Raw genomic sequence first — 21,922 nt, 5'->3', positions numbered from 1 at the left:
ATAAAAGGAGGTAATTATGCTGTACTGTGAACGTTTCATCGCTTCACATACATTTGGCGATCGCCAGAGCTCAAGCGTTATCGGTATCGTGCTGCGATAACTTCTGCTTGAGCGAAGCTAACTTCTAAATCCCCTTCTCTCGGGCTTACCGGGTTATCGTCAGCGATGTTTGACGAGGCGTTTTCACGCCTGTAACTCTTGAGTAAGCAACAATGAGCACATTACTAACCGCACAATCCTTACACGTTGATACGGCATTCGGCGCGCTTTTCGACGATCTCACCTTTACCCTTAAAAAAGGCGACCGCATTGGGCTAATTGGCTATAACGGCTGTGGCAAAAGCACGTTATTAAAACTGTTGGATGGCACAATTACGCCCACCAGCGGATTAATTGCGCAGGCCAACCACTGTCATCTAGCCCGCGTGGAACAACATTTGCCGGACGACATTCTCCCGCTAACGCTACAGGAGGCGGTTCTTGCCCAGCTTCCCGAACATGAGCGCGCAGCTCAGCAGTGGCGGGTTGAATCGCTTCTCGCTGAAATGGGCTTTACACCGGACAATTTGCATCTTACAACGCGAACTCTAAGTGGTGGGCAGCACACGCGGCTGCTGTTAGCGCGTGCGCTGATGCGTAATCCTGATCTCTTGTTGCTGGATGAACCGGGTAACCATCTGGATTTACCGACATTGCTATGGCTGGAGCAGTTCTTACAGAAGTGGTCCGGTAGTTTTGTGGTGGTATCTCACGATCCGCAGTTACTGGATGCCGTTACCCATGGAACCTGGATCCTGCGCGATCGCACCCTGCACGCTTTTGATCTGCCCTGTAGCGCGGCGCGCCAGGCCCTTGTCGACCGGGACGTCAGCGATGCACTACGCTATAAAGCTGAGCAAAAAGAGATTGACCGGGTCGCCGCCAGCGCCAAACGGCTGGCCACATGGGGACGGGTTTACGACAACGAAGATTTGTCCCGCAAAGCCAAACAGATGGAAAAACAGGTGCTGCGCCTGAAAGACAGTCAGACGGAAGTGACTGCAGGAAGTCAGTGGACACTAACATTACAGGGGGATGCTTTGCGTGCAGACCGTTTGTTGGAGATGACTCACCTGTCGGTCTCGCCGGCGCCAGATGCTGCAACGCTGTTTTCTATCGAAGGTATCAGAATCAAAAGCGGTGACCGCGTGGCGATTGTTGGCCGTAACGGTTGTGGAAAATCATCGCTGTTACGGCTTATCTGGCAGCAATACCAGTCGCAGATGGCGTCCCGTTCACTGGTGTTACACCCTCGTGTCACGCTAGGGTATTACGACCAGACACTGCATCAGCTCGCGGATGACGATTCGTTGTTTGATGCGCTGGAGCCGTTTGCCCCACAGCCTGATGTTCGCAAGATGGCGTTGATTAGTGCGGGCTTTCCGTGGATCCGTCACCAGCAGTTAGTCAGCACGTTAAGCGGTGGCGAGCGTTCTCGACTGCTGTTTGTCGGGCTGACACTCGCCCGCTATAGCCTGTTGATGCTTGATGAGCCGACCAACCATCTGGACATGGAAGGCAAAGAGGCGCTGGCAAAAACGCTGCAGAGCTTTAGCGGTGGCGTGTTGCTGGTCAGTCATGATCGTCACCTTATCAGCCAAAGCTGTAACCGGTTTTGGTTTATCGATGATGGTGAACTCAGCGAATGGCACGATCTGGAAGCGATTAGCGCACGCATTCAGGAAACCGCTGATGAAATAAGCGCCAGTAAAACCCGGGTAAAAGTGGTGCCAGAAATGAGTCCTGACAGCGATGCTGTACTGGAACAGCTTCTGGAACTGGAACAACGACTGGCCTACGATCTCGCGCGCAAGCCAAAACACCAGAAGCCGCAACTTCAGGCGCAATGGCGTAAGGAGATTGAACGACTGAATTCACAACTTGAGTAAACATATTGCCGGATAAGCAAACTTATCCGGCTTACATGTGCAAATGCTCGTGTAGGCTGGATAAGGCAGTAAGCCACCATCCGGTTATTCCTGCGTAGTGCTTTCCAGATATTCCCTGACCTGCTTTTCCTTTTAACCCGTTAACGGCACTATTTTACAAAATAGTGCCCCGTAATGTTGCGTTTAATGGAACACTAATGATAGCGTTCCTCCAGAAGGAACAAGGAAGGCATGAATGATCGTGAACTTCAGGCACAAAGGATTGCGCGACTTGTTTCTTCATGGGCGAACATCAGGCGTTATGGCAGAGCATGTCCGGCGATTACGGCACCGGCTCGCTGTTATTGATGCGGCAAGCAGGGTTACAGACATCAATATGCCCGGTTATAGACTCCATCCCCTGACGGGCGATCGTGGTGGAATATGGGCAATTTCTGTTTCAGGCAACTGGCGCATTACGTTTGAATTCGTCAATGGCGACGCGTACATACTGAACTACGAGGACTATCATTGATGAAAATGGCAAATCATCCCCGTCCGGGAGATATTATTCAGGAAGCGTTGGACGAGCTGAACGTCAGTCTGCGCGAGTTTGCCAGAGCAATGGGGATTGCACCTTCAACTGCAAGCCGGTTGTTAACCGGAAAAGCAACGTTAACACCTGAAATGGCGATCAAACTTTCTGTCGTGATCGGCAGTTCTCCGGAAATGTGGCTCAACCTGCAAAATACCTGGAGCCTCGCACAAGCAAAAAAAAGCGTGGATATTTCACGTCTGCGCAAGCTTACCGTTCAATAATGCACGCTTTATGCTGCAACAGCAGACCGGATAAGCTTGCGCTATCCGGCATGGCATTATTGCTGAGGTTTTTTCTCTTTCCAGGCATCCCAGGCCTGTTTGATTTCTTGCCTCGCCGCGGCGGCGTCGTTAAAACCGTTTAGCTCAACCTTCTTGCGCCCTTCCGGCAGTTCTTTGTACACGCGGAAGAATGACTCCAGCCGTTGCACTTCGATTTTTGGCAGATCGCTCAGTTCGTTGATGTCGTCATAGGTCGGGTCAATTTTACTGGCCGGTACCGCGACAATTTTGTCGTCCTTCTCACCGCCGTCGATCATCTTCAACACGCCAATGGCACGCAGCTTAATCAATGTTCCCGGTGCCAGCGGCGCACGGGTATAGAAAATAACATCCAGTGGGTCACCGTCACCCGCCAGAGACTGGGTAAGTGAGCCATAGTTAGCCGGATAGGCAACCGGCATCGACTGGAATCGATCGGCAACAATAAAGCCGGTTTTAGCATCGGTTTCATATTTAATGATCCCACCTGCCGGGATTTCGGTCACGGCATAAAACTCTTGCGGGTTATTTTCCGGCTGAGGAAATTCAAGGATGTTCTGCGCCTGAGCTGACGCACAAAGAAACAGGCTAACTGCGAGTAATTTTTTTACCAGAAGCATTGTCTTTTACTCTCTATTATTGGAAAGACAACACCTTACGTTTCACAGATGACACAAACATGACGTTTTTTTGGCAAAAAAATGGCGCTACATCGGTAGCGCCATTTTTATCAGCAGAACGTTAATAGGCTATTTCAACCCTTCCTCGTTCTCTTTTTTCGCCTCTTCGCGTTCAACTTCGCGATACCAGCGCGGGTGATGCTTCTTCGCCCAGCGGCGGCTGACCTTCCCTTCGACCATGCCTTTAATCGATCCTTTCACCCAAAATGCCATGTACATATGGATAAGGATGGCGTGCATTAAAATAATGCCTGCCGCGGCGTGGATCAGCAGGCTGTAGCGCACAACCTGCATCGGGAAGAACTGCGCGAAGTACGGACGCCAGATAATAATACCGGTGATCAACAGCACAAAAATCATGCTCATGATTGACCAGAACATCATTTTCTGCCCGGCATTGTACTTACCGACGTCCGCCACTTTGTGTTCATTGCCCTTCAGCACTTCCACAATGTTTTTCAGCCACGGAATGTCTTTCTTATCCGGGATGTTGTGGTGAACAAAACGAACGAACATGAACATCAACGCGACGAAGATCAGCAGACCGAAGAACGGGTGCAAAATGCGCCCCATCTGCGGCGTACCGAAGGTTTGCGTCAGCCATTGCAACGTCGGGAAGAAAAACGAAATCCCCGACAGTGCGACCAGGAAGAAGCAGATCACCACCGTCCAGTGACAGGCGCGGTCGATAAATTTCGTGCGCACAATCATTTTCGACTTACTCATGATGATCCTCCTCGTCGTCGTCCACTTCCTTATTCGGGCCAATACCAATGTAGTGGTAAATCAGTCCGGCGAAGGTGGCGATAAATCCGGCGGCGGCCAGCGGTTTCAGCGCACCTTTCCACAAGTTGATAGAAGTATCAATCTGCGGATCCTTCGGCAAACCGTGGTACAACTCCGGCTGGTTGGCGTGATGCAGAACGTACATAACGTGTGTTCCACCCACACCCTGCGGGTTGTAGACACCAGCATGTTCGAAACCACGTGCTTTCAGTTTTTCCACACGCTGCTCGGCCATTTCCAGCATCTCTTGCTTGGTGCCGAAATGTATCGCCCCGGTCGGACAGGTCTTCACGCAGGCAGGTTCCTGCCCAACGCTGACGCGATCCACGCACAGCGTACATTTATACACGCGGTTATCCTCTTTATTGAGGCGCGGAATATTAAATGGACACCCGGCAATACAGTACCCGCAGCCGATACAATGCTCTGACTGGAAATCAACAATCCCGTTGGCGTACTGGATGATTGCTCCGGCAGACGGGCATGCCTTCAGGCAGCCCGGATCTTCACAGTGCATGCAACCGTCTTTACGAATCAGCCATTCCAGCTTGCCGTTCTGTTCAGTTTCGGTAAACCGCATCACCGTCCAGGACTTGGCGCTGAGATCGGCGGGGTTGTCATACACCCCGACGCAATGACCCACTTCGTCGCGGATATCGTTCCACTCTGAACATGCCACCTGACAGGCTTTACAGCCTATACAGGTGGAAACGTCGATCAGTTTCGCGACTTCTGCTTTGTAATCACGTGCCTGAGGCGGCGGCGTGATGGAGTTTGTTGCGGACCTTTTAATGATGTCCTGCGTTTCCATAGACATATGTTCGCCCCCTTACGCCTTCTCGATGTTAACTAAAAACGCTTTGTATTCCGGCGTTTGCGAGTTTGCATCACCGACATTCGGCGTCAGGGTGTTGGCGATAAAGCCTTTACGCGCGACTCCTTCAAAGCCCCAGTGAATTGGGATCCCCACCGTTTCGACCTGCTGACCATTAACATGCAAGGTGCGCAGGCGACGCGTGACTACCGCAACTGCACGAATAAATCCGCGTTTGCTGCTGACCTTCACATAGTCACCGTTGGCAATACCTTTTGCTGCCGCCAGCGTTTCGCTGATTTCCACAAACTGCTCTGGTTGGGCAATCGCATTCAGCAAGGCATGCTTAGTCCAGGTGTGGAAATGTTCGGTCAAACGGTAGGTCGTACCGACGTACGGGAAGTCCTGTTTATTCCCCATACGCAACGCATCCGCTTCGTACAGACGCGCAGCCGGGTTGGAGATAACGTTCGGGTGCAGCGGGTTAGTTCCCAGCGGCGTTTCCATCGGCTCGTAGTGTTCCGGGAACGGCCCTTCCGCCAGCTTATCGATGGCGAACAGACGACCCAGCCCTTCCGGTTGCATGATAAACGGATTGGTACCACTGCCCGGTGCTGCGTTGTTGAAGTCAGGGATGTCGTTGCCTGTCCACTTCGTCCCGTTCCACTTGATCAACATGCGTTTTGGATCCCACGGTTTACCCTGCGGATCCGCCGAGGCGCGGTTATACAGTACGCGACGGTTCAGAGGCCATGCCCATGCCCAACCCAACGTATTACCCAGCCCTGACGGGTCGGCATTATCGCGGTTAGCCATCTGGTTACCCTGCTCAGTCCAGCTACCGGTATAAATCCAGCAGGAGGATGCCGTAGTACCATCATCACGCAGGAGCGCAAAGCTGTTGAGCAACTGACCTTTCTTCGCAACCAGCACGCCGTTGGCATCATAAAGATCTTCCAGCGCATAGCCGTTATTCTCTTTCGCCACCTCTTCAGAATGCGGCTCGTCTGGTTGCTTATAGTTCCAGCTCATTTTCAGCACAGGCTCGACGCCCTTACCACCTTCAGTGCGATACATCTCGCGCAGACGATGATAAATACCGGCCAGAATCTCGCCGTCATTGCGGGCTTCGCCCGGTGCGTCCTGACCTTTCCAGTGCCACTGCAGCCAGCGACCGGAGTTGGCAATTGAGCCGTCTTCTTCTGCGAAGCAGGTTGATGGCAGACGGAACACTTCGGTCTGGATCGATGCCGGATCGACATCATTAGAATCGCCGTGGTTTTGCCAGAACGTTGAGGTCTCAGTTACCAGCGGATCGATAATCACCAGATATTTCAGTTTGCTCAGCGACTGAACCACTTTGTTTTTGTCCGGGAAGGACGCAACCGGGTTAAAGCCCTGACAGATATAGCCGGTAACTTTCCCGCTATCCATCATGTTGAAGTATTTGATGACGTCGTAGGACTGATCCCACTTCGGCAGCCACTCAAAACCCCAGTCGTTCTCTTTCTGCGCTGCATTGCCGTAGAAAGATTTCATCAGGCTAACGAAGAACTTCGGATAGTTGCCCCAGTAGTTAACCTGTTCGGCCAGCGTTGCTTTTGGTGTGTTCGCCGCCAGATAGGTTTGCAGATCCGCCTGCTTCTCTGACGGCAGCGTCAGATAGCCTGGCAGGCTGGTAGAGAGCAGACCTAAGTCAGTTAACCCCTGAATATTGGAGTGACCACGTAAGGCGTTTACGCCACCACCGGCCATCCCCATGTTACCGAGCAGCAACTGGATCATCGCCATGGTGCGGATGTTCTGCGCCCCTACGGTATGCTGTGTCCAGCCCAGCGCGTACAGGAAGGTCGTGGTACGGTCGGCTGCACTGGTGGAGGCCAGCACTTCACACACTTTCAGGAAGTCGGCTTTCGGCGTTCCGCAGATGTTTTCCACCACATCAGGCGTGTAGCGGGAAACGTGCTGTTTCAGCAGATTCCACACACAGCGCGGATGGCTCAATGTTTCATCACGTTTCGCGTAGCCGTTTTCATCGAACTGGTAGTTCCAGGACGATTTATCGTATTGACGTTTTTTCGCGTCGTAACCGCTGAACAGACCGTCTTCAAAAGCAAAATCATCCCGCACCAGCAGACTGGCGTTGGTGTAGTGCTTAACGTATTCAGCGTTGATTTTGTTATTTTCAATCAGGTACAGCAACACGCCGGAAAGGAACGTAATGTCCGTACCGGAACGAATCGGCGCATAGATATCCGCAACCGAGGCTGTACGTGTAAAACGGGGATCGACAACAATCAGCGTGGCATCATTGTTGTTTTTGGCTTCCATCGCCCAGCGGAATCCCACCGGATGTGCTTCAGCGGCATTACCGCCCATCACCATTACGACGTTAGCGTTTTTGATATCAACCCAGTGGTTGGTCATCGCACCGCGACCAAATGTTGGAGCAAGACTTGCTACCGTTGGTCCGTGTCAGACGCGCGCCTGGTTGTCTACAGCCAGCATGCCAAGTGAGCGCACAAATTTTTGCGTCAGCATGCCGGTTTCATTACTTGCCGCAGATGCACACAGCATCCCGGTTGAAAGCCAGCGGTTTACCGTTACGCCCTGCTCATTCTTCTCAATAAAGTTGGCGTCGCGGTCAGCTTTCATTAGTTTTGCAATGCGGGAGAATGCTTCATCCCAGCTAATGCGTTGCCATTTATCGGAGCCCGGAGCGCGATATTCCGGGTAGCGCAGACGATTCTCGCTGTGCACATAATCCAGTAATCCTGCGCCCTTAGGACAGAGTGCCCCACGGCTTACCGGATGATCCGGATCCCCTTCGATATGGTAAATCGACTCTTTGGCGTTTTTTGCTCCATCACCCAGGCTATACATTAATAGCCCGCAACCTACGGAACAGTATGTGCAGGTGTTTCGGATCTCTTTCGCACGTAACAGTTTATAGTTTCGTGCCTGAGCCAGTGCCATCTTGGGTGCGAAACCCAATGCAGCAACTGTTGTTCCCGCCATACCGCCCGCGCAGATTTTAAAGAATTGTCTGCGGCTGACGTCCATTGCTTTCCTCTTTTTTGCAGGGATGCGTACACTGACATCCTCAAGTTGCACTGAAAGCGGCAACCAGGAAGATGGCGTGTACAACTTCGCGACGAAACTATCAGCTATATCCATAATTTTTTTGCGTCAAATCAATAACGAAACGGTTCCGCTACTAAATAGTGCAGTTTGTTTAACCTTCGTACCCCCAAGGGGTTAGGCAAAAGGTAATTAGTTGGCGTGTTTTAGTGTAAAGGTGCTATAAATTTCAGCTTCATTTTCGCCAGTACCGTGGACTGAAATTCAGCATGACAAAACAAAAAGCAACGTTAATTGGGCTCATTGCCATTGTGTTATGGAGCACGATGGTAGGACTGATTCGTGGGGTTAGCGAAGGACTCGGGCCTGCAGGTGGTGCCGCGATGATCTTCTCATTAAGTGGTCTCCTGCTTATTTTTACTGTCGGATTTCCAAATATCCGCAAAATTCCTGTTCGTTATTTAATCGCCGGTAGCGTACTTTTTGTCAGCTATGAAATATGTCTGGCGCTGGCATTAGGATATGCCGCAACCCGACATCAGGCTATCGAGGTAGGAATGGTCAATTATCTCTGGCCAAGCCTGACAATATTGTTTGCCATATTGTTCAATGGTCAAAAAACAACCTGGTTGGTAATCCCCGGATTAATTGTCGCATTGACCGGAGTCTGTTGGGTATTAGGTGGTGATAATGGACTCAAACCTGGTGAAATTATCAACAATGTTGCGACCAGCCCACTCAGTTATTTCCTCGCTTTTCTCGGTGCATTTATCTGGGCAACATATTGCACAGTGACCAATAAATATGCGAAGGGTTTTAATGGTATTACCGTGTTCGTTTTACTTACGGCAACGAGTTTGTGGGTTTATTATTTTATCACTCCTCAACCAGAAATGGTTTTCAGCACTCCAGTGACCATTAAGCTGTTTACCGCAGCATTAACGTTAGGATTTGCCTATGCAGCGTGGAATATTGGTATTTTACACGGCAACGTGACGGTGATGGCCGTTGGTTCATATTTCACCCCGGTACTGTCGTCTGCACTCGCGGCCGTATTACTCAGCGCCCCACTTTCGTTTTCGTTCTGGCAAGGCGCACTGATGGTCTGTGCTGGTTCCTTGCTTTGCTGGTTAGCAACACGTCGCGCCTGAAAAAGAAGCTGGGCTTTCAGAACCCGGCTACACTATAATCAAATTATGGATAATTAACGTTCATTTAGCTTGCATTTAATGTTTGCATTTGTTTAATTAAATGTTAAATATGTGATTTATTAATCAATAGTCGAAAGTATTGCAATATGAACAATATTCTTTCGCATGCATATATTACACAACCGAAACTAACGTTAATTAAACCATATGCTCCTCAATAGTCCCCCAGGTAAATATATATATCCAGACAAGTCACATATATCGACTAATACAATCAGTTGTATTATGTAGATCTGGATCACACAAATTCAAATATTCCGTAATATTATGAAACTTATTATTGAACTCATACCACAACGTCATTTAAAAATGGTTTGCCATTGACGAACACCTTCGTTTAGCAATGGTTTAGGAATCACACCAAGAAAAAATTATAAGGATTATTTAGAATGAAACTTAAATTAGTTGCAGTGGCAGTGACTTCCCTGTTGGCAGCAGGTGCGGTAAACGCAGCTGAGATTTATAACAAAGACGCAAACAAACTGGATCTGTACGGTAAAGTTCACGCTCAGCATTACTTCTCTGATGACACCAGCAGCGATGGTGACAAAACTTATGCGCGTCTGGGCTTCAAAGGCGAAACTCAGATCAATGACCAGCTGGTCGGGTTTGGTCAGTGGGAATATGAATTTAAAGGTAACCGTTCTGAAAGCCAGGGCTCTGAAGCAGACAAAACCCGTCTGGCATTCGCTGGTCTGAAATTCGCTGAATACGGTTCTTTCGACTACGGCCGTAACTACGGTGTAGCATACGACATCGGCGCATGGACCGACGTTCTGCCTGAGTTCGGTGGTGATACCTGGACCCAGACTGACGTCTTCATGACTCAGCGTGCTACCGGCGTAGCTACTTACCGTAACACTGACTTCTTCGGTCTGGTTGAAGGTCTGAACTTTGCAGCTCAGTACCAGGGCAAAAACGATCGTACAGATGAAGTTGAAGCGAACGGCGACGGTTTCGGTCTGTCTACTACTTATGAATACGAAGGCTTTGGCGTAGGTGCTACCTATGCGAAATCTGATCGTACTGACCGTCAGGTTAGCAATGGTACCAACGGACTTTACGCTTCTGGTCAGAATGCTGAAGTCTGGGCTGCTGGTCTGAAGTATGATGCAAACAACATCTATCTGGCGACCACCTACTCCGAAACTCGTAACATGACTACATTCGGTAAAATCGACGGTATCGCTAACAAAGCTCAGAACTTTGAAGCTGTTGCTCAGTACCAGTTCGATTTCGGCCTGCGTCCGTCCATCGCTTACCTGAAATCCAAAGGTAAAGATCTGGGCGTTTATGGCGACCAGGATCTGGTTGAATACATCGATGTCGGTGCAACCTACTACTTCAACAAAAACATGTCCACCTTCGTTGATTACAAAATCAACCTGCTGGATGACACTAACTTCACCAAAAATGTTGCACAGATCAGCACTGACAACGTTGTGGCTGTTGGCCTGAACTACCAGTTCTAATTTTGTTGTAGCCTGAATGCAAAGCCAGTCCACTTCGGGCTGGCTTTTCTCTTGAAGTAGACTCGGTCATAAGGAGTATGCCGTGCAGACGTTCACAGGTCGTTGTCTTTGCGGACAAAGTCATTTTACCGTTAACGTCGAAATGCTTGATGTCTATGCCTGCCACTGCACGCTATGCCAGAAGTGGTCAGGAGGCATCGCCATGTATCTGGAAGCCAGTGGTCATCCGCTGATGTCGCCAGAGTCAATCGAACCTTCGCACTTTCCCTCTTCAACGCGTGGAGAACGTTTTTTCTGTTCAGGTTGCGGCTGCCCACTGTGGTTTACGCTGACCGACAGCGATCGCTATTTTATTCCGTGGACGTTACTCGAACTTAACGAGGTAGATCGCCGCCGCCTGATTTTAGCGGCAGAAATCTATACTGAAACACAACCTGCGTTCTGGAGACTGACGGGGCAATATGCTCGTCTGAGTGGAAAAGAAGTCGAAGAGATGGATTACCCCTGTCATCTAGCCCACTAGTTATTGACTATTCACCTTCGCCAGACTGAACCACATCCCTACCGCTAACACGATAAGCATGCTGCCAGCGCTGCTCAATGCCACGCTGTGAGACCAGGTAAACGCTTCTCTGGCAGCTGCAAGCAACGCGTCACTCAGGGAAGGTGGAAGCGAATGCGCTAATTGCACCGCCTCGCCCATTGATGATGAAGCGCGCTCCAGTTCCTGCGGATTAAGTCCGGCAGGTGGCAGAATCGATGCGGAAAAACTGCGACTCAGCAACAAACCAAAAATAGCGATCCCCAGTCCGGCACCCAGTTCATAGGCCATAGTTTCGATCGCCCCTGCTGCTGCCGCTTTTTCAGCCGGGGCTGCCGCCATAATAGCTGCGGTTGAAGCCAATAGCGCACTGGCGGCACTGAAACCCAGTAAGGCCATTAAAATCCAGGCTTGTATCTGCTGGGAGCTGAAATCTGTCATTGCCAGTCCGTAAAAGCTGACTGCGCTCAGCGCCATACCTGCCGTTGCTACGCAGCGTAATCCCAGACGTGATACCAACATTCCGGCGATCGGTCCGCTGAATCCGCTCGCCAGCATCACCGGCAACATAAACAGCCCCGCCTGATACGGTGTTAAACCGTGAACAAACTGCAACTCCTGAGCCATCAACAGCTCAAAACCTACCAGCGTTATCATCGCGGTCATGGCCATCACAACGCCGCTAAGGATAATGCGATGCGTAAATAGACGCATATCAATCATTGGGCGCGAAGCAGCAAGCTGGATGCGAACAAACTGCATCAGCAACAGGGCGCCAACCAACAACGTCAGTACAATCACACCGGTCGCGATATGTCCTTTTAACGCAGTTTTGGCGCTATAAACCAGCAACAAGATAGCGACAATCAACATTATCGCATGACCGAAATTTAGCGACTGATCGCGACGTCCTGCCTGGCGCGGAACGTAACGCGCGGTCAATGCCATCACGACCAGAACAATCGGGACATTTATTAAGAATACAGATCCCCAGTAGAAGTGCTCCAGCAGCATGCCGCCGACTAACGGACCAAATGCCGCACCACCGGAACCCACTGCCGCCCAGACACCGAGGGCCATATTGCGGTGGCGTTGCTCGGCAAAGGTCGCACGAATGCCGGCAAGCGTCGCCGGTACGATCATCGCCGCACCGATGGCCAGCACCGCTCTGGTGGCGATGAGCCAGCCGGCAGTAGGTGCAAACGCTGCGGCCAGCGACGCCAGACCAAATAACCCTCCACCCAATAGCAGCAGGCGTTTAAAACCGATGCGATCGCCCAGAGCCCCCATCGGCAAGACCATCCCTGCCATTACCAGGGAATAAATATCGATGATCCACAGTAGCTCGTTACCACTGGCACCCAGCGTCATACTTAGCGTGGGCGCGGCAACGTGCAGCACCGTTGCATCAATCGCAACAGGGATGTAGACCAGCACAATAATCACTAACGTTAACCACTGACGAAACATAAAAATCCCTTCAAACTGAAACTGGACACATGTCCAGCTTTGGCGATCCTACGGAAAATTGAACACATGTCCAACTTTTTTTGTTAGACTGCGAACAACACAGGTACTGGAGGGTGTATGAGCTATTTGAATCGAGATGAACGTCGGGAAGTGATCCTGCAGGCAGCCATGCGAGTGGCGCTGGAGGAAGGTTTTACTGCCATGACGGTGCGACGAATAGCCTCAGAGGCTAACGTGGCAACTGGTCAGTTACACCACCACTTTACCTCCGCCGGTGAACTCAAATCCCTGGCTTTTGTTCGACTGATTCGTACTCTGCTCGATGCTGAACTGGTGAGTGAAGACGCTAGTTTTCGCGAGCGACTGCATTCGATGCTCGGCAGCGAGGAAGGTGGGTTCGAGCCTTACATCAAGCTCTGGCGCGAAGCGCAAATCCTGGCGGATAAAGATCCTGAAATCAAAAGCGCCTATCTACTGACGATGCGAATGTGGCACGAAGAGACAACGGCTATCATTATCCGCGGCCAGCAGGCCGGCGAATTTTCCCGCGCACCGGATGCCGCTGACGTCGCCTGGCGTTTAATCGGTCTGGTCTGTGGTCTTGATGGCATGTATGTGCTGGGTATTGCGGAAATGGCCGATCCCGCCTTCACGCGGCATCTGGATCGTATGATAACTCTGGAACTATTTAGCTGAATTAATAGATGAGTTAACAATACATCTTTTTAAGTTTACAATTAGTAACACTTAAACAACGCGTTATTTCCCCATCACACCGCGCTATTGCACTTTTTTATCTATTCTTTCAGTCAATATTCCTAAAACTTTTCAATAGTTTCTAAAAAGAGCTCGCGCGGCTCTTCCTCTGCCTATTTCTTTTTTTCATGAACGACGTGTGCATGTGAGGACAATATGGCACTACAAAATGAGAAAAATAATCGTTATCTTTTAACTGACTGGAAACCTGAAAACCCCGCATTTTGGGATAATAAAGGTAAACATATAGCCCGGAGAAACCTCTGGATATCAGTAAGTTGCCTGCTGCTTGCCTTCTGCGTCTGGATGTTATTTAGCGCCGTGGCAGTGAATTTAAATAAAATTGGCTTTAATTTCACTACCGATCAACTCTTTTTATTAACCGCATTACCTTCCCTCTCTGGTGCAATATTACGCGTCCCCTACTCCTTTATGGTGCCTATATTTGGTGGTCGCCGCTGGACGATTTTCAGCACTGTAATTCTTGTTATTCCTTGTCTGTGGCTCGGATTTGCCGTGCAAAACACATCTACTCCGTTTGGCGTATTTATTGTTATTGCACTGATGTGTGGATTTGCTGGCGCCAACTTTGCCTCCAGCATGGGCAATATTAGTTTTTTCTTCCCAAAAGCCAAACAAGGCAGCGCGTTAGGCGTTAACGGCGGTCTCGGTAACCTGGGCGTCAGCGTAATGCAATTGATCGCGCCACTGGTTATTTTTCTGCCCATTTTTACCTTTTTGGGCGTACAGGGCGTACCACAGCCTGATGGCTCATTACTGTCGCTGGCTAACGCAGCGTGGATTTGGGTTCCATTGCTGCTGCTCTCAACGTTGGCGGCAGGTATGGGGATGAATGACATCGCTAGCTCAAAGGCTTCTATCGCCTCTCAGTTACCGGTCCTCAAGCGCTTTCATCTTTGGCTGTTAAGCCTGCTGTACCTCGCTACCTTCGGGTCATTTATCGGCTTTTCAGCAGGATTTGCCATGCTGGCGAAAACCCAGTTCCCCGACGTGAATATTCTGCAACTGGCGTTCTTCGGCCCGTTTATCGGCGCTCTGGCGCGTTCTGCAGGCGGCGTTATTTCTGACAAATTTGGCGGCGTACGGGTGACATTAATCAACTTCATGTTTATGGCGTTGTTTAGCGGCCTGCTGTTTCTCACCTTGCCCGGTTCAGGCTCGGGGAGTTTCACCGCCTTCTACCTCGTGTTTATGGGACTGTTCCTGACCGCAGGACTGGGGAGCGGATCGACCTTCCAGATGATTGCGGTGATCTTTCGCAAAATCACAATTTACCGGGTGAAACTGCGCGGAGGCACTGAAGAACAGGCCCAGCGTGAAGCGGTAACAGATACCGCCGCCGCGCTTGGGTTTATCTCCGCTATTGGCGCGGTTGGCGGTTTTTTCATCCCAAAAGCGTTTGGCTCATCCCTGGCGCTGACCGGATCTCCCGTTGGCGCTATGAAAATATTTTTAGTGTTTTACATCGTCTGCGTGCTGGTGACCTGGCTGGTCTATGGCCGCAAATCACAAAAAAAATAACAACGAACATACCGCAGGATCGAATGCTTTTGTCGGCCGGATAAGACCTTAGCCGCCCACAATTTCCTGATAGCAACGCTCTCGCGACTCATCAGGCCAGCAGTTCGGTTCACTGTCGGCAAAATTATCGGAGCAGGAGAAATGTCATGAGTAAACTGTTGGATCGCTTTCGCTACTTTAAACAAAAGGGCGATACGTTTGCCGATGGTCACGGACAAGTGATGCACAGCAACCGGGACTGGGAAGACAGCTATCGCCAGCGCTGGCAGTTCGATAAAATCGTACGCTCAACCCACGGCGTCAACTGCACCGGCTCATGCAGCTGGAAAATCTACGTAAAAAACGGACTGGTCACCTGGGAAACACAGCAGACCGACTATCCGCGCACCCGTCCTGATCTGCCCAACCATGAGCCACGAGGCTGCCCTCGTGGGGCAAGTTATTCCTGGTATCTCTATAGCGCTAACCGTCTGAAATACCCACTGGTGCGTAAACGCCTGATTGAACTGTGGCGCGATGCCCTCTCCCGCCAGCCGGATCCAGTGCTGGCCTGGGAATCCATTATGAACGACCCGCAAAAGTGCCAGAGCTACAAACAGGTACGTGGACGCGGTGGGTTTATCCGGTCAAACTGGAAAGAGCTAAATCAGCTTATTGCTGCCGCCAACGTCTGGACAGTGAAAACTTACGGCCCGGATCGGGTCGTTGGGTTTTCGCCAATTCCGGCTATGTCGATGGTTTCTTACGCAGCCGGAACGCGCTATCTCTCGCTTATCGGCGGGACCTGTCTGAGCTTCTACGACTGGTATTGCGATTTGCCTCCCGCATCGCCGATGACCTGGGGAGAGCAGACCGATGTACCGGAATCCGCCGACTGGTATAACTCCAGCTACATTATCGCCTGGGGTTCCAACGTCCCGCAGACCCGTACGCCAGATGCACACTTCTTCACGGAAGTGCGCTACAAAGGCACCAAGACAATTGCTATTACGCCGGACTACTCGGAAGTTGCCAAGCTGTGCGACCAGTGGCTGGCTCCGAAGCAAGGTACCGACAGCGCGCTGGCGATGGCGATGGGCCACGTGATCCTGAAAGAATTCCACCTCGACAAACCCAGCGACTATTTCCTGAATTACTGCCGTCGTTATACCGATATGCCGATGCTGGTACTGTTGAATGCCCGTGAAGACGGTAGCTATGTCCCGGGCCGGATGATGCGTGCCTCCGATCTCGTCGATGGACTGGGTGAAAGCAATAACCCGGAATGGAAAACGGTTGCCTTTAACAGCGCCGGTGAACTGGTGGTGCCAAACGGTTCGATCGGTTTTCGCTGGGGAGAAAAAGGTAAGTGGAACCTCGAGGCGCTGGCTGCAGGCACGGAAACCGAACTGTCCTTGTCGTTGCTCGGTCAGCACGACGAAGTTGCCGGGGTGGCCTTCCCCTATTTTGGCGGTAATGAAAACCCACACTTTCGTAGCGTCAAGCAGGAGCCGATACTGGTGCGTAAGCTGCCGGTAAAACACCTTACGCTTGCCGATGGCACACTTTGTCCGGTAGTCAGCGTTTACGATTTGGTGCTGGCAAATTACGGCCTCGATCGCGGTCTGGATGACGCTCACAGTGCTCATGATTACACCGAAATCAAAGCCTATACCCCGGCCTGGGGCGAACAAATTACCGGTGTGCCAGCCCGCCATATCGAACAAATCGCCCGGGAGTTTGCGGATACCGCACACAAAACCCACGGTCGATCGATGATTATCCTCGGTGCCGGCGTCAACCACTGGTATCACATGGACATGAACTACCGTGGGATGATTAACATTCTGGTGTTTTGTGGCTGTGTCGGTCAAAGCGGCGGTGGCTGGGCGCACTACGTTGGTCAGGAAAAGCTACGTCCGCAAACCGGTTGGCTGCCGTTGGCCTTTGCGCTTGACTGGAACCGTCCACCGCGTCAGATGAACAGCACCTCGTTTTTCTACAATCACTCCAGCCAGTGGCGTTATGAAAAAGTCACTGCTCAGGAACTGCTCTCCCCGCTGGCTGATGCGTCGAAGTTTACCGGACATCTGATTGACTTCAACGTACGCGCCGAGCGCATGGGCTGGTTGCCCTCCGCGCCTCAGCTCAACCTAAATCCGTTAACCGTAAAAGCGAAGGCAGAACAGGCAGGCTTGTCACCTGCGGATTACACCGCACAGGCACTGAAGTCGGGGGATATCCGCATGGCCTGCGAGCAACCAGACAGCGGTAAAAACCATCCTCGTAACCTCTTCGTCTGGCGTTCAAACCTGCTCGGCTCCTCAGGTAAAGGGCATGAATACATGCTCAAATATCTGCTTGGTACGGAAAGCGGTATTCAGGGTGAAGCGCTTGGCTCAAGCGAGGGTATTAAACCTGAAGAGGTGGAGTGGCAATCGGCGGCTATCGAAGGCAAGCTCGATCTGTTGGTGACGCTGGATTTCCGGATGTCGAGCACCTGCCTGTTTTCAGACATCGTGTTGCCTACCGCCACCTGGTATGAAAAAGACGATATGAACACCTCGGATATGCATCCGTTTATTCACCCGCTGTCGGCGGCGGTTGATCCCGCCTGGGAATCAAAAAGCGACTGGGAGATTTATAAGGACATCGCCAAAGTGTTCTCAGAGGTGTGTGTTGGACATCTGGGACAGGAAACCGACGTGGTGTTGCAACCGCTGCTGCATGACTCCCCGGCAGAACTGTCGCAACCGTTTGATATTCAGGACTGGCGCAAAGGCGAATGCGAACTTATTCCGGGTAAAACGGCACCCAATATTGCCGTCGTGGAACGGGACTACCCCGCCACTTACGAACGCTTCACATCGCTTGGGCCATTGATGGACAAGCTGGGTAACGGCGGAAAAGGTATCTCCTGGAACACCCAGACGGAAGTCGATTTCCTCAGCAAGCTCAACTACACCAAGCGTGAAGGCGCGGCAAAAGGTCGCCCGCTGATTGACACCGCGCTGGATGCTTCCGAAGTGATCCTGGCGCTTGCGCCGGAAACGAATGGTCAGGTGGCGGTGAAAGCCTGGCAAGCGCTGGGCGCAATGACCGGGCGTGACCATACGCATCTGGCGCTAAACAAAGAAGACGAAAAGATCCGTTTTCGCGACATTCAGGCGCAACCGCGCAAAATTATCTCCAGCCCGACCTGGTCAGGTCTTGAAAGCGAGCATGTCTCTTATAACGCCGGCTATACCAACGTTCATGAGCTGATCCCGTGGCGCACGCTGTCTGGCCGCCAGCAGTTGTATCAGGACCATGCGTGGATGCGCGCCTTCGGCGAGAGTCTGGTGGCCTACCGTCCGCCAATCGACACCCGCAGCGTGAGTGAAATGCGCGAAATTCCGCCAAACGGTTTCCCGGAAAAAGCGCTGAACTTCCTGACACCACACCAGAAATGGGGTATCCACTCCACCTACAGTGAAAACCTGTTGATGCTTACGCTGTCGCGCGGTGGTCCGATTGTCTGGATCAGTGAAACCGATGCTAAAGAGCTGGGTATTGAGGATAACGACTGGATTGAAGCCTTTAACGCCAACGGTGCACTGACTGCCCGCGCGGTGGTTAGCCAGCGCGTGCCGCCCGGGATGACGATGATGTACCACGCTCAGGAGCGGATCATGAATATTCCTGGCTCTGAAGTTACCGGAATGCGCGGCGGCATTCATAACTCCGTGACCCGCGTGTGCCCGAAACCCACGCACATGATCGGCGGCTATGCGCAACTGGCTTACGGCTTCAACTATTACGGCACGGTCGGCTCTAACCGCGATGAGTTCATCATGATTCGAAAAATGAAAAATATTAACTGGCTGGATGATGAAGGTCGCGATCAGGTACAGGAGGCGAAAAAATGAAAATACGCTCACAGGTAGGCATGGTTCTTAATCTGGATAAATGCATTGGCTGCCACACCTGCTCCGTCACCTGTAAAAACGTCTGGACCGGACGTGAAGGTATGGAATATGCGTGGTTCAACAACGTCGAAACCAAACCGGGTATTGGTTATCCGAAAAACTGGGAAGACCAGGACGAGTGGCAAGGCGGCTGGGTTCGCGACGTTAACGGTAAGATAAGACCGCGTCTGGGCGGTAAGATGGGCGTCATCACTAAAATCTTCGCCAACCCTGTCATTCCGCAAATCGATGATTACTACGAACCGTTCACCTACGACTATCAGCATTTGCATAGCGCGCCAGAGAGCAAAAATCAGCCCACCGCCCGCCCGCGTTCGCTAATTGATGGCAAACGAATGGACAAAATTATCTGGGGGCCAAACTGGGAAGAACTGCTTGGCGGGGAATTTGAAAAACGCGCCCGTGACCGTAACTTCAAGGCGATACAAAAAGAAATGTACGGTCAGTTTGAAAACACCTTCATGATGTATCTGCCGCGCCTGTGCGAACACTGTCTGAACCCCAGTTGCGTGGCAACCTGCCCGAGCGGCGCGATTTACAAGCGTGAAGAAGATGGCATTGTGTTGATCGACCAGGATAAATGTCGCGGCTGGCGCTTGTGTATCAGCGGCTGCCCATACAAAAAAATCTACTTTAACTGGAAGAGTGGCAAGTCAGAAAAATGCATTTTCTGCTACCCGCGTATTGAATCCGGTCAGCCAACGGTATGTTCGGAAACCTGCGTCGGACGTATTCGCTATCTCGGCGTGCTGCTGTACGACGCAGACCGTATTGAAGAGGCGGCCAGCACTGAACATGAGACCGATCTCTATGAACGCCAGTGCGATGTGTTCCTCAACCCTAACAATCCGGCGGTAATTGAGGAAGCACTGAAACAGGGGATCCCACACAACGTCATCGAGGCGGCCCAGCGGTCACCGGTCTACAAAATGGCGATGGACTGGAAGCTGGCACTGCCGCTGCACCCTGAATACCGCACCCTGCCGATGGTCTGGTATGTGCCGCCGTTGTCACCGATTCAGTCAGTCGCAGACGCCGGTGGCCTGCCGCACAATGGCAATATTCTGCCGGCCGTCGAGTCGCTGCGTATTCCGGTGCAGTACCTTGCCAATATGCTCAGCGCCGGAGATACCGGCCCGGTACTGCGCGCGCTGAAACGTATGATGGCAATGCGTCACTATATGCGTTCGCAAACAGTAGAAGGCGTAACGGATACCCGCGCTATTGAAGAAGTGGGTTTAAGCGTTGAGCAGGTCGAAGAGATGTATCGCTATCTGGCCATTGCTAACTATGAAGACCGCTTCGTGATCCCAACCAGCCACCGTGAAATGGCTCGCGATGCCTTCCCGGAGAAAAACGGCTGCGGCTTTACCTTTGGCGACGGCTGTCACGGTTCCGACACCAAATTCAACCTGTTCAACAGCAGCCGCATTGATGCTATCGATATCACCGAAGTGCGCGATAAAGCGGAGGGTGAATAATGCAAATCCTTAAGATTATCGGACTGCTGATGGAGTATCCGGACGAATTGCTATGGGAATGCAAAGACGATGCTCTACAACTGATCGCCAGCGATGCGCCAGTGCTTACCAGGTTTACAACGGAACTGCTAAACGCTCCGTTACTCGATAAACAAGCTGAATGGTGCGAGGTGTTTGACCGGGGCCGCGCCACCTCGCTTTTGCTGTTTGAACATGTGCATGCTGAATCTCGCGATCGCGGCCAGGCGATGGTTGACCTGCTGGCTCAGTACGAAAAGGTGGGGCTACAACTCGACTGTCGGGAACTGCCGGATCACCTGCCATTGTATCTGGAGTATTTAAGCGTTTTGCCTGAAGCCGAAGCCAGAGAGGGATTACAGAATGTGGCGCCAATCCTGGCGTTGCTTGGCGGTCGCCTGAAGCAGCGAGAGGCACCATGGTATCAGCTGTTTGACGCCCTGCTGACTTTAGCAGGAAGTCCGCTTTCAAGTGACAGTGTCACCAAGCAGGTGGGTGCGGAATCCCGGGATGATACCCGTCAGGCGCTGGATGCGGTCTGGGAAGAAGAACAGGTGAAGTTCATTGAGGATAACGCCACTGCCTGTGACAGTTCACCGTTACAAAACTATCAACGACGCTTTAGCCAGGACGTCGCCCCCCAGTATGTCGACGTCAGTGCGGGAGGCCCGAAATGATACAGTATCTGAACGTCTTTTTTTACGACATCTACCCGTATCTGTGCGGCACGGTGTTTATCCTTGGCAGTTGGCTACGCTACGACTACGGGCAATATACATGGCGCGCCTCCTCCAGCCAGATGCTCGATAAGCGCGGCATGGTGCTTTGGTCGAACCTGTTCCATATCGGCATTCTGGGGATCTTCTTCGGTCATCTGTTCGGCATGCTAACCCCGCACTGGATGTACGCCTGGTTCCTGCCTGTTGCAGTCAAACAGCAAATGGCAATGATTGCAGGGGGCCTCTGTGGTGTGCTGACGCTGGTTGGTGGAGCTGGTTTGCTGGTTCGTCGTCTGACAAACTCGCGAATTCGCGCCACCTCATCCACAGCCGATATTCTGATCCTGTGCGTATTGCTGATTCAGTGTATTCTCGGCCTGACCACTATACCGTTCTCCGCTCAACATCCTGACGGCAGTGAAATGCTGAAACTGGTAGGCTGGGCACAGTCAGTGGTGACCTTCCAGGGGGGCGCGTCTGCGCATCTGGATGGTGTCGCATTGATCTTCCGTGTACATCTGGTATTAGGCATGACCATCTTCCTGCTGTTCCCGTTCACCCGTCTGGTCCATGTGTGGAGCGCGCCGGTTGAATATTTTACCCGTCGCTATCAGATCGTTCGTTCTCGCCGCTAATGCT

At 51.7% G+C, this 21,922-nt stretch carries 17 protein-coding genes; 12 read left to right on the top strand and 5 right to left on the bottom strand.

From position 1 onward, the window contains the following. The first annotated feature begins 212 nt into the window (after positions 1 to 212). From OGX98_RS20035 to OGX98_RS20025, 3 genes are all read left to right on the top strand, one after another. Positions 213 to 1,928: an ABC-F family ATP-binding cassette domain-containing protein gene (locus OGX98_RS20035; protein WP_286595833.1), complete on the top strand. Its 1,716-nt coding sequence runs from the start codon at positions 213 to 215 to the stop codon at positions 1,926 to 1,928. Positions 1,929 to 2,163: 235 nt separating this feature from the next. Beyond that, the gene (locus OGX98_RS20030; RefSeq protein WP_048221433.1) at positions 2,164 to 2,442 is read left to right on the top strand and encodes a type II toxin-antitoxin system RelE/ParE family toxin; all 279 of its coding nucleotides are present in this window, start codon (positions 2,164 to 2,166) and stop codon (positions 2,440 to 2,442) included. Beyond that, a complete protein-coding gene (locus OGX98_RS20025) occupies positions 2,442 to 2,726 on the top strand; it encodes a HigA family addiction module antitoxin (RefSeq protein WP_045442967.1) in 285 nt (94 codons plus the stop codon). The genes OGX98_RS20030 and OGX98_RS20025 overlap by 1 nt, the downstream gene beginning before the upstream one ends. Positions 2,727 to 2,782: 56 nt before the next feature. Here the strand turns inward: OGX98_RS20025 and OGX98_RS20020 are convergent, their stop codons facing one another. The 4 genes from OGX98_RS20020 to fdnG form a co-directional block, all read right to left on the bottom strand. Next, positions 2,783 to 3,385, bottom strand: a complete 603-nt coding sequence (locus OGX98_RS20020) for an inorganic diphosphatase (RefSeq protein ID WP_045442970.1) — start codon at positions 3,383 to 3,385, stop codon at positions 2,783 to 2,785. Positions 3,386 to 3,514: 129 nt separating this feature from the next. Beyond that, on the bottom strand, positions 3,515 to 4,171 hold the full coding sequence (fdnI, locus tag OGX98_RS20015; RefSeq protein ID WP_045442973.1) for a formate dehydrogenase-N subunit gamma: 657 nt from the start codon (positions 4,169 to 4,171) through the stop codon (positions 3,515 to 3,517). Continuing rightward, positions 4,164 to 5,048 carry a formate dehydrogenase N subunit beta gene (fdnH, locus tag OGX98_RS20010; protein WP_045442976.1) on the bottom strand — a complete coding sequence of 295 codons (885 nt, stop codon included), beginning with the start codon at positions 5,046 to 5,048 and terminating at the stop codon, positions 4,164 to 4,166. The genes fdnI and fdnH overlap by 8 nt, the downstream gene beginning before the upstream one ends. Positions 5,049 to 5,060: 12 nt before the next feature. After that, complete coding sequence (gene fdnG, locus OGX98_RS20005; RefSeq protein WP_136345514.1) at positions 5,061 to 8,108, bottom strand: formate dehydrogenase-N subunit alpha; 3,048 nt, start codon at positions 8,106 to 8,108, stop codon at positions 5,061 to 5,063. A 287-nt stretch (positions 8,109 to 8,395) separates the two neighbouring features. Here fdnG and yddG point away from each other — a divergent pair, with 287 nt between their 5' ends. The 3 genes from yddG to OGX98_RS19990 all read left to right on the top strand — a co-directional run bounded on the left by yddG (position 8,396) and on the right by OGX98_RS19990 (position 11,332). Then, positions 8,396 to 9,277, top strand: coding sequence for an aromatic amino acid efflux DMT transporter YddG (gene yddG, locus OGX98_RS20000; RefSeq protein WP_045442981.1), 882 nt, complete (start codon positions 8,396 to 8,398; stop codon positions 9,275 to 9,277). Positions 9,278 to 9,726: 449 nt separating this feature from the next. Further along, complete coding sequence (ompD, locus tag OGX98_RS19995) at positions 9,727 to 10,809, top strand: porin OmpD (protein WP_286595830.1); 1,083 nt, start codon at positions 9,727 to 9,729, stop codon at positions 10,807 to 10,809. A gap of 82 nt (positions 10,810 to 10,891) precedes the next feature. Next, positions 10,892 to 11,332, top strand: coding sequence for a GFA family protein (locus OGX98_RS19990; RefSeq protein WP_045442987.1), 441 nt, complete (start codon positions 10,892 to 10,894; stop codon positions 11,330 to 11,332). Here the strand turns inward: OGX98_RS19990 and OGX98_RS19985 are convergent, their stop codons facing one another. After that, positions 11,333 to 12,820 (bottom strand): MFS transporter, encoded by a 1,488-nt coding sequence (locus OGX98_RS19985; RefSeq protein WP_045442990.1) that lies wholly within the window; start codon positions 12,818 to 12,820, stop codon positions 11,333 to 11,335. A gap of 117 nt (positions 12,821 to 12,937) precedes the next feature. Here OGX98_RS19985 and OGX98_RS19980 point away from each other — a divergent pair, with 117 nt between their 5' ends. The 6 genes from OGX98_RS19980 to narI all read left to right on the top strand — a co-directional run bounded on the left by OGX98_RS19980 (position 12,938) and on the right by narI (position 21,918). Beyond that, the gene (locus tag OGX98_RS19980; protein ID WP_045442993.1) at positions 12,938 to 13,516 is read left to right on the top strand and encodes a TetR family transcriptional regulator; all 579 of its coding nucleotides are present in this window, start codon (positions 12,938 to 12,940) and stop codon (positions 13,514 to 13,516) included. 216 nt (positions 13,517 to 13,732) lie between these two features. Beyond that, positions 13,733 to 15,118, top strand: a complete 1,386-nt coding sequence (locus OGX98_RS19975; RefSeq protein WP_045442996.1) for a NarK family nitrate/nitrite MFS transporter — start codon at positions 13,733 to 13,735, stop codon at positions 15,116 to 15,118. A gap of 146 nt (positions 15,119 to 15,264) precedes the next feature. Beyond that, positions 15,265 to 19,005, top strand: coding sequence for a nitrate reductase subunit alpha (locus OGX98_RS19970; RefSeq protein ID WP_286595828.1), 3,741 nt, complete (start codon positions 15,265 to 15,267; stop codon positions 19,003 to 19,005). Then, positions 19,002 to 20,546 (top strand): nitrate reductase subunit beta, encoded by a 1,545-nt coding sequence (gene narH, locus OGX98_RS19965; protein ID WP_286595827.1) that lies wholly within the window; start codon positions 19,002 to 19,004, stop codon positions 20,544 to 20,546. The genes OGX98_RS19970 and narH overlap by 4 nt, the downstream gene beginning before the upstream one ends. Beyond that, positions 20,546 to 21,241: a nitrate reductase molybdenum cofactor assembly chaperone gene (gene narW / locus OGX98_RS19960; RefSeq protein ID WP_225760930.1), complete on the top strand. Its 696-nt coding sequence runs from the start codon at positions 20,546 to 20,548 to the stop codon at positions 21,239 to 21,241. Before narH ends, narW begins: the two co-directional genes overlap by 1 nt. Continuing rightward, a complete protein-coding gene (gene narI, locus OGX98_RS19955; protein WP_045443008.1) occupies positions 21,238 to 21,918 on the top strand; it encodes a respiratory nitrate reductase subunit gamma in 681 nt (226 codons plus the stop codon). The genes narW and narI overlap by 4 nt, the downstream gene beginning before the upstream one ends. Positions 21,919 to 21,922: the final 4 nt, after the last annotated feature.

The sequence above is a fragment of the Citrobacter sp. Cm046 genome (assembly GCF_030333065.1).
Lineage (GTDB): Bacteria > Pseudomonadota > Gammaproteobacteria > Enterobacterales > Enterobacteriaceae > Citrobacter > Citrobacter murliniae.
The sequence above is the reverse complement of the archived record's forward strand: the minus strand, read 5'-3'. Positions and strand labels throughout refer to the sequence as shown.

What these genes read in the sequence shown, in the direction of transcription:
- fdnI (WP_045442973.1), bottom strand. Translation starts at nt 4,171, where the DNA reads ATGAGTAAGTCGAAAATGATTGTGCGCACGAAATTTATCGACCGCGCC.
- OGX98_RS19970 (WP_286595828.1), top strand. Translation starts at nt 15,265, where the DNA reads ATGAGTAAACTGTTGGATCGCTTTCGCTACTTTAAACAAAAGGGCGAT.
- OGX98_RS20020 (WP_045442970.1), bottom strand. Translation starts at nt 3,385, where the DNA reads ATGCTTCTGGTAAAAAAATTACTCGCAGTTAGCCTGTTTCTTTGTGCG.
- OGX98_RS19980 (WP_045442993.1), top strand. Translation starts at nt 12,938, where the DNA reads ATGAGCTATTTGAATCGAGATGAACGTCGGGAAGTGATCCTGCAGGCA.
- OGX98_RS19975 (WP_045442996.1), top strand. Translation starts at nt 13,733, where the DNA reads ATGGCACTACAAAATGAGAAAAATAATCGTTATCTTTTAACTGACTGG.
- narW (WP_225760930.1), top strand. Translation starts at nt 20,546, where the DNA reads ATGCAAATCCTTAAGATTATCGGACTGCTGATGGAGTATCCGGACGAA.
- OGX98_RS20030 (WP_048221433.1), top strand. Translation starts at nt 2,164, where the DNA reads ATGATCGTGAACTTCAGGCACAAAGGATTGCGCGACTTGTTTCTTCAT.
- OGX98_RS19985 (WP_045442990.1), bottom strand. Translation starts at nt 12,820, where the DNA reads ATGTTTCGTCAGTGGTTAACGTTAGTGATTATTGTGCTGGTCTACATC.
- narH (WP_286595827.1), top strand. Translation starts at nt 19,002, where the DNA reads ATGAAAATACGCTCACAGGTAGGCATGGTTCTTAATCTGGATAAATGC.
- OGX98_RS20035 (WP_286595833.1), top strand. Translation starts at nt 213, where the DNA reads ATGAGCACATTACTAACCGCACAATCCTTACACGTTGATACGGCATTC.
- ompD (WP_286595830.1), top strand. Translation starts at nt 9,727, where the DNA reads ATGAAACTTAAATTAGTTGCAGTGGCAGTGACTTCCCTGTTGGCAGCA.
- narI (WP_045443008.1), top strand. Translation starts at nt 21,238, where the DNA reads ATGATACAGTATCTGAACGTCTTTTTTTACGACATCTACCCGTATCTG.
- fdnH (WP_045442976.1), bottom strand. Translation starts at nt 5,048, where the DNA reads ATGTCTATGGAAACGCAGGACATCATTAAAAGGTCCGCAACAAACTCC.
- OGX98_RS20025 (WP_045442967.1), top strand. Translation starts at nt 2,442, where the DNA reads ATGAAAATGGCAAATCATCCCCGTCCGGGAGATATTATTCAGGAAGCG.
- yddG (WP_045442981.1), top strand. Translation starts at nt 8,396, where the DNA reads ATGACAAAACAAAAAGCAACGTTAATTGGGCTCATTGCCATTGTGTTA.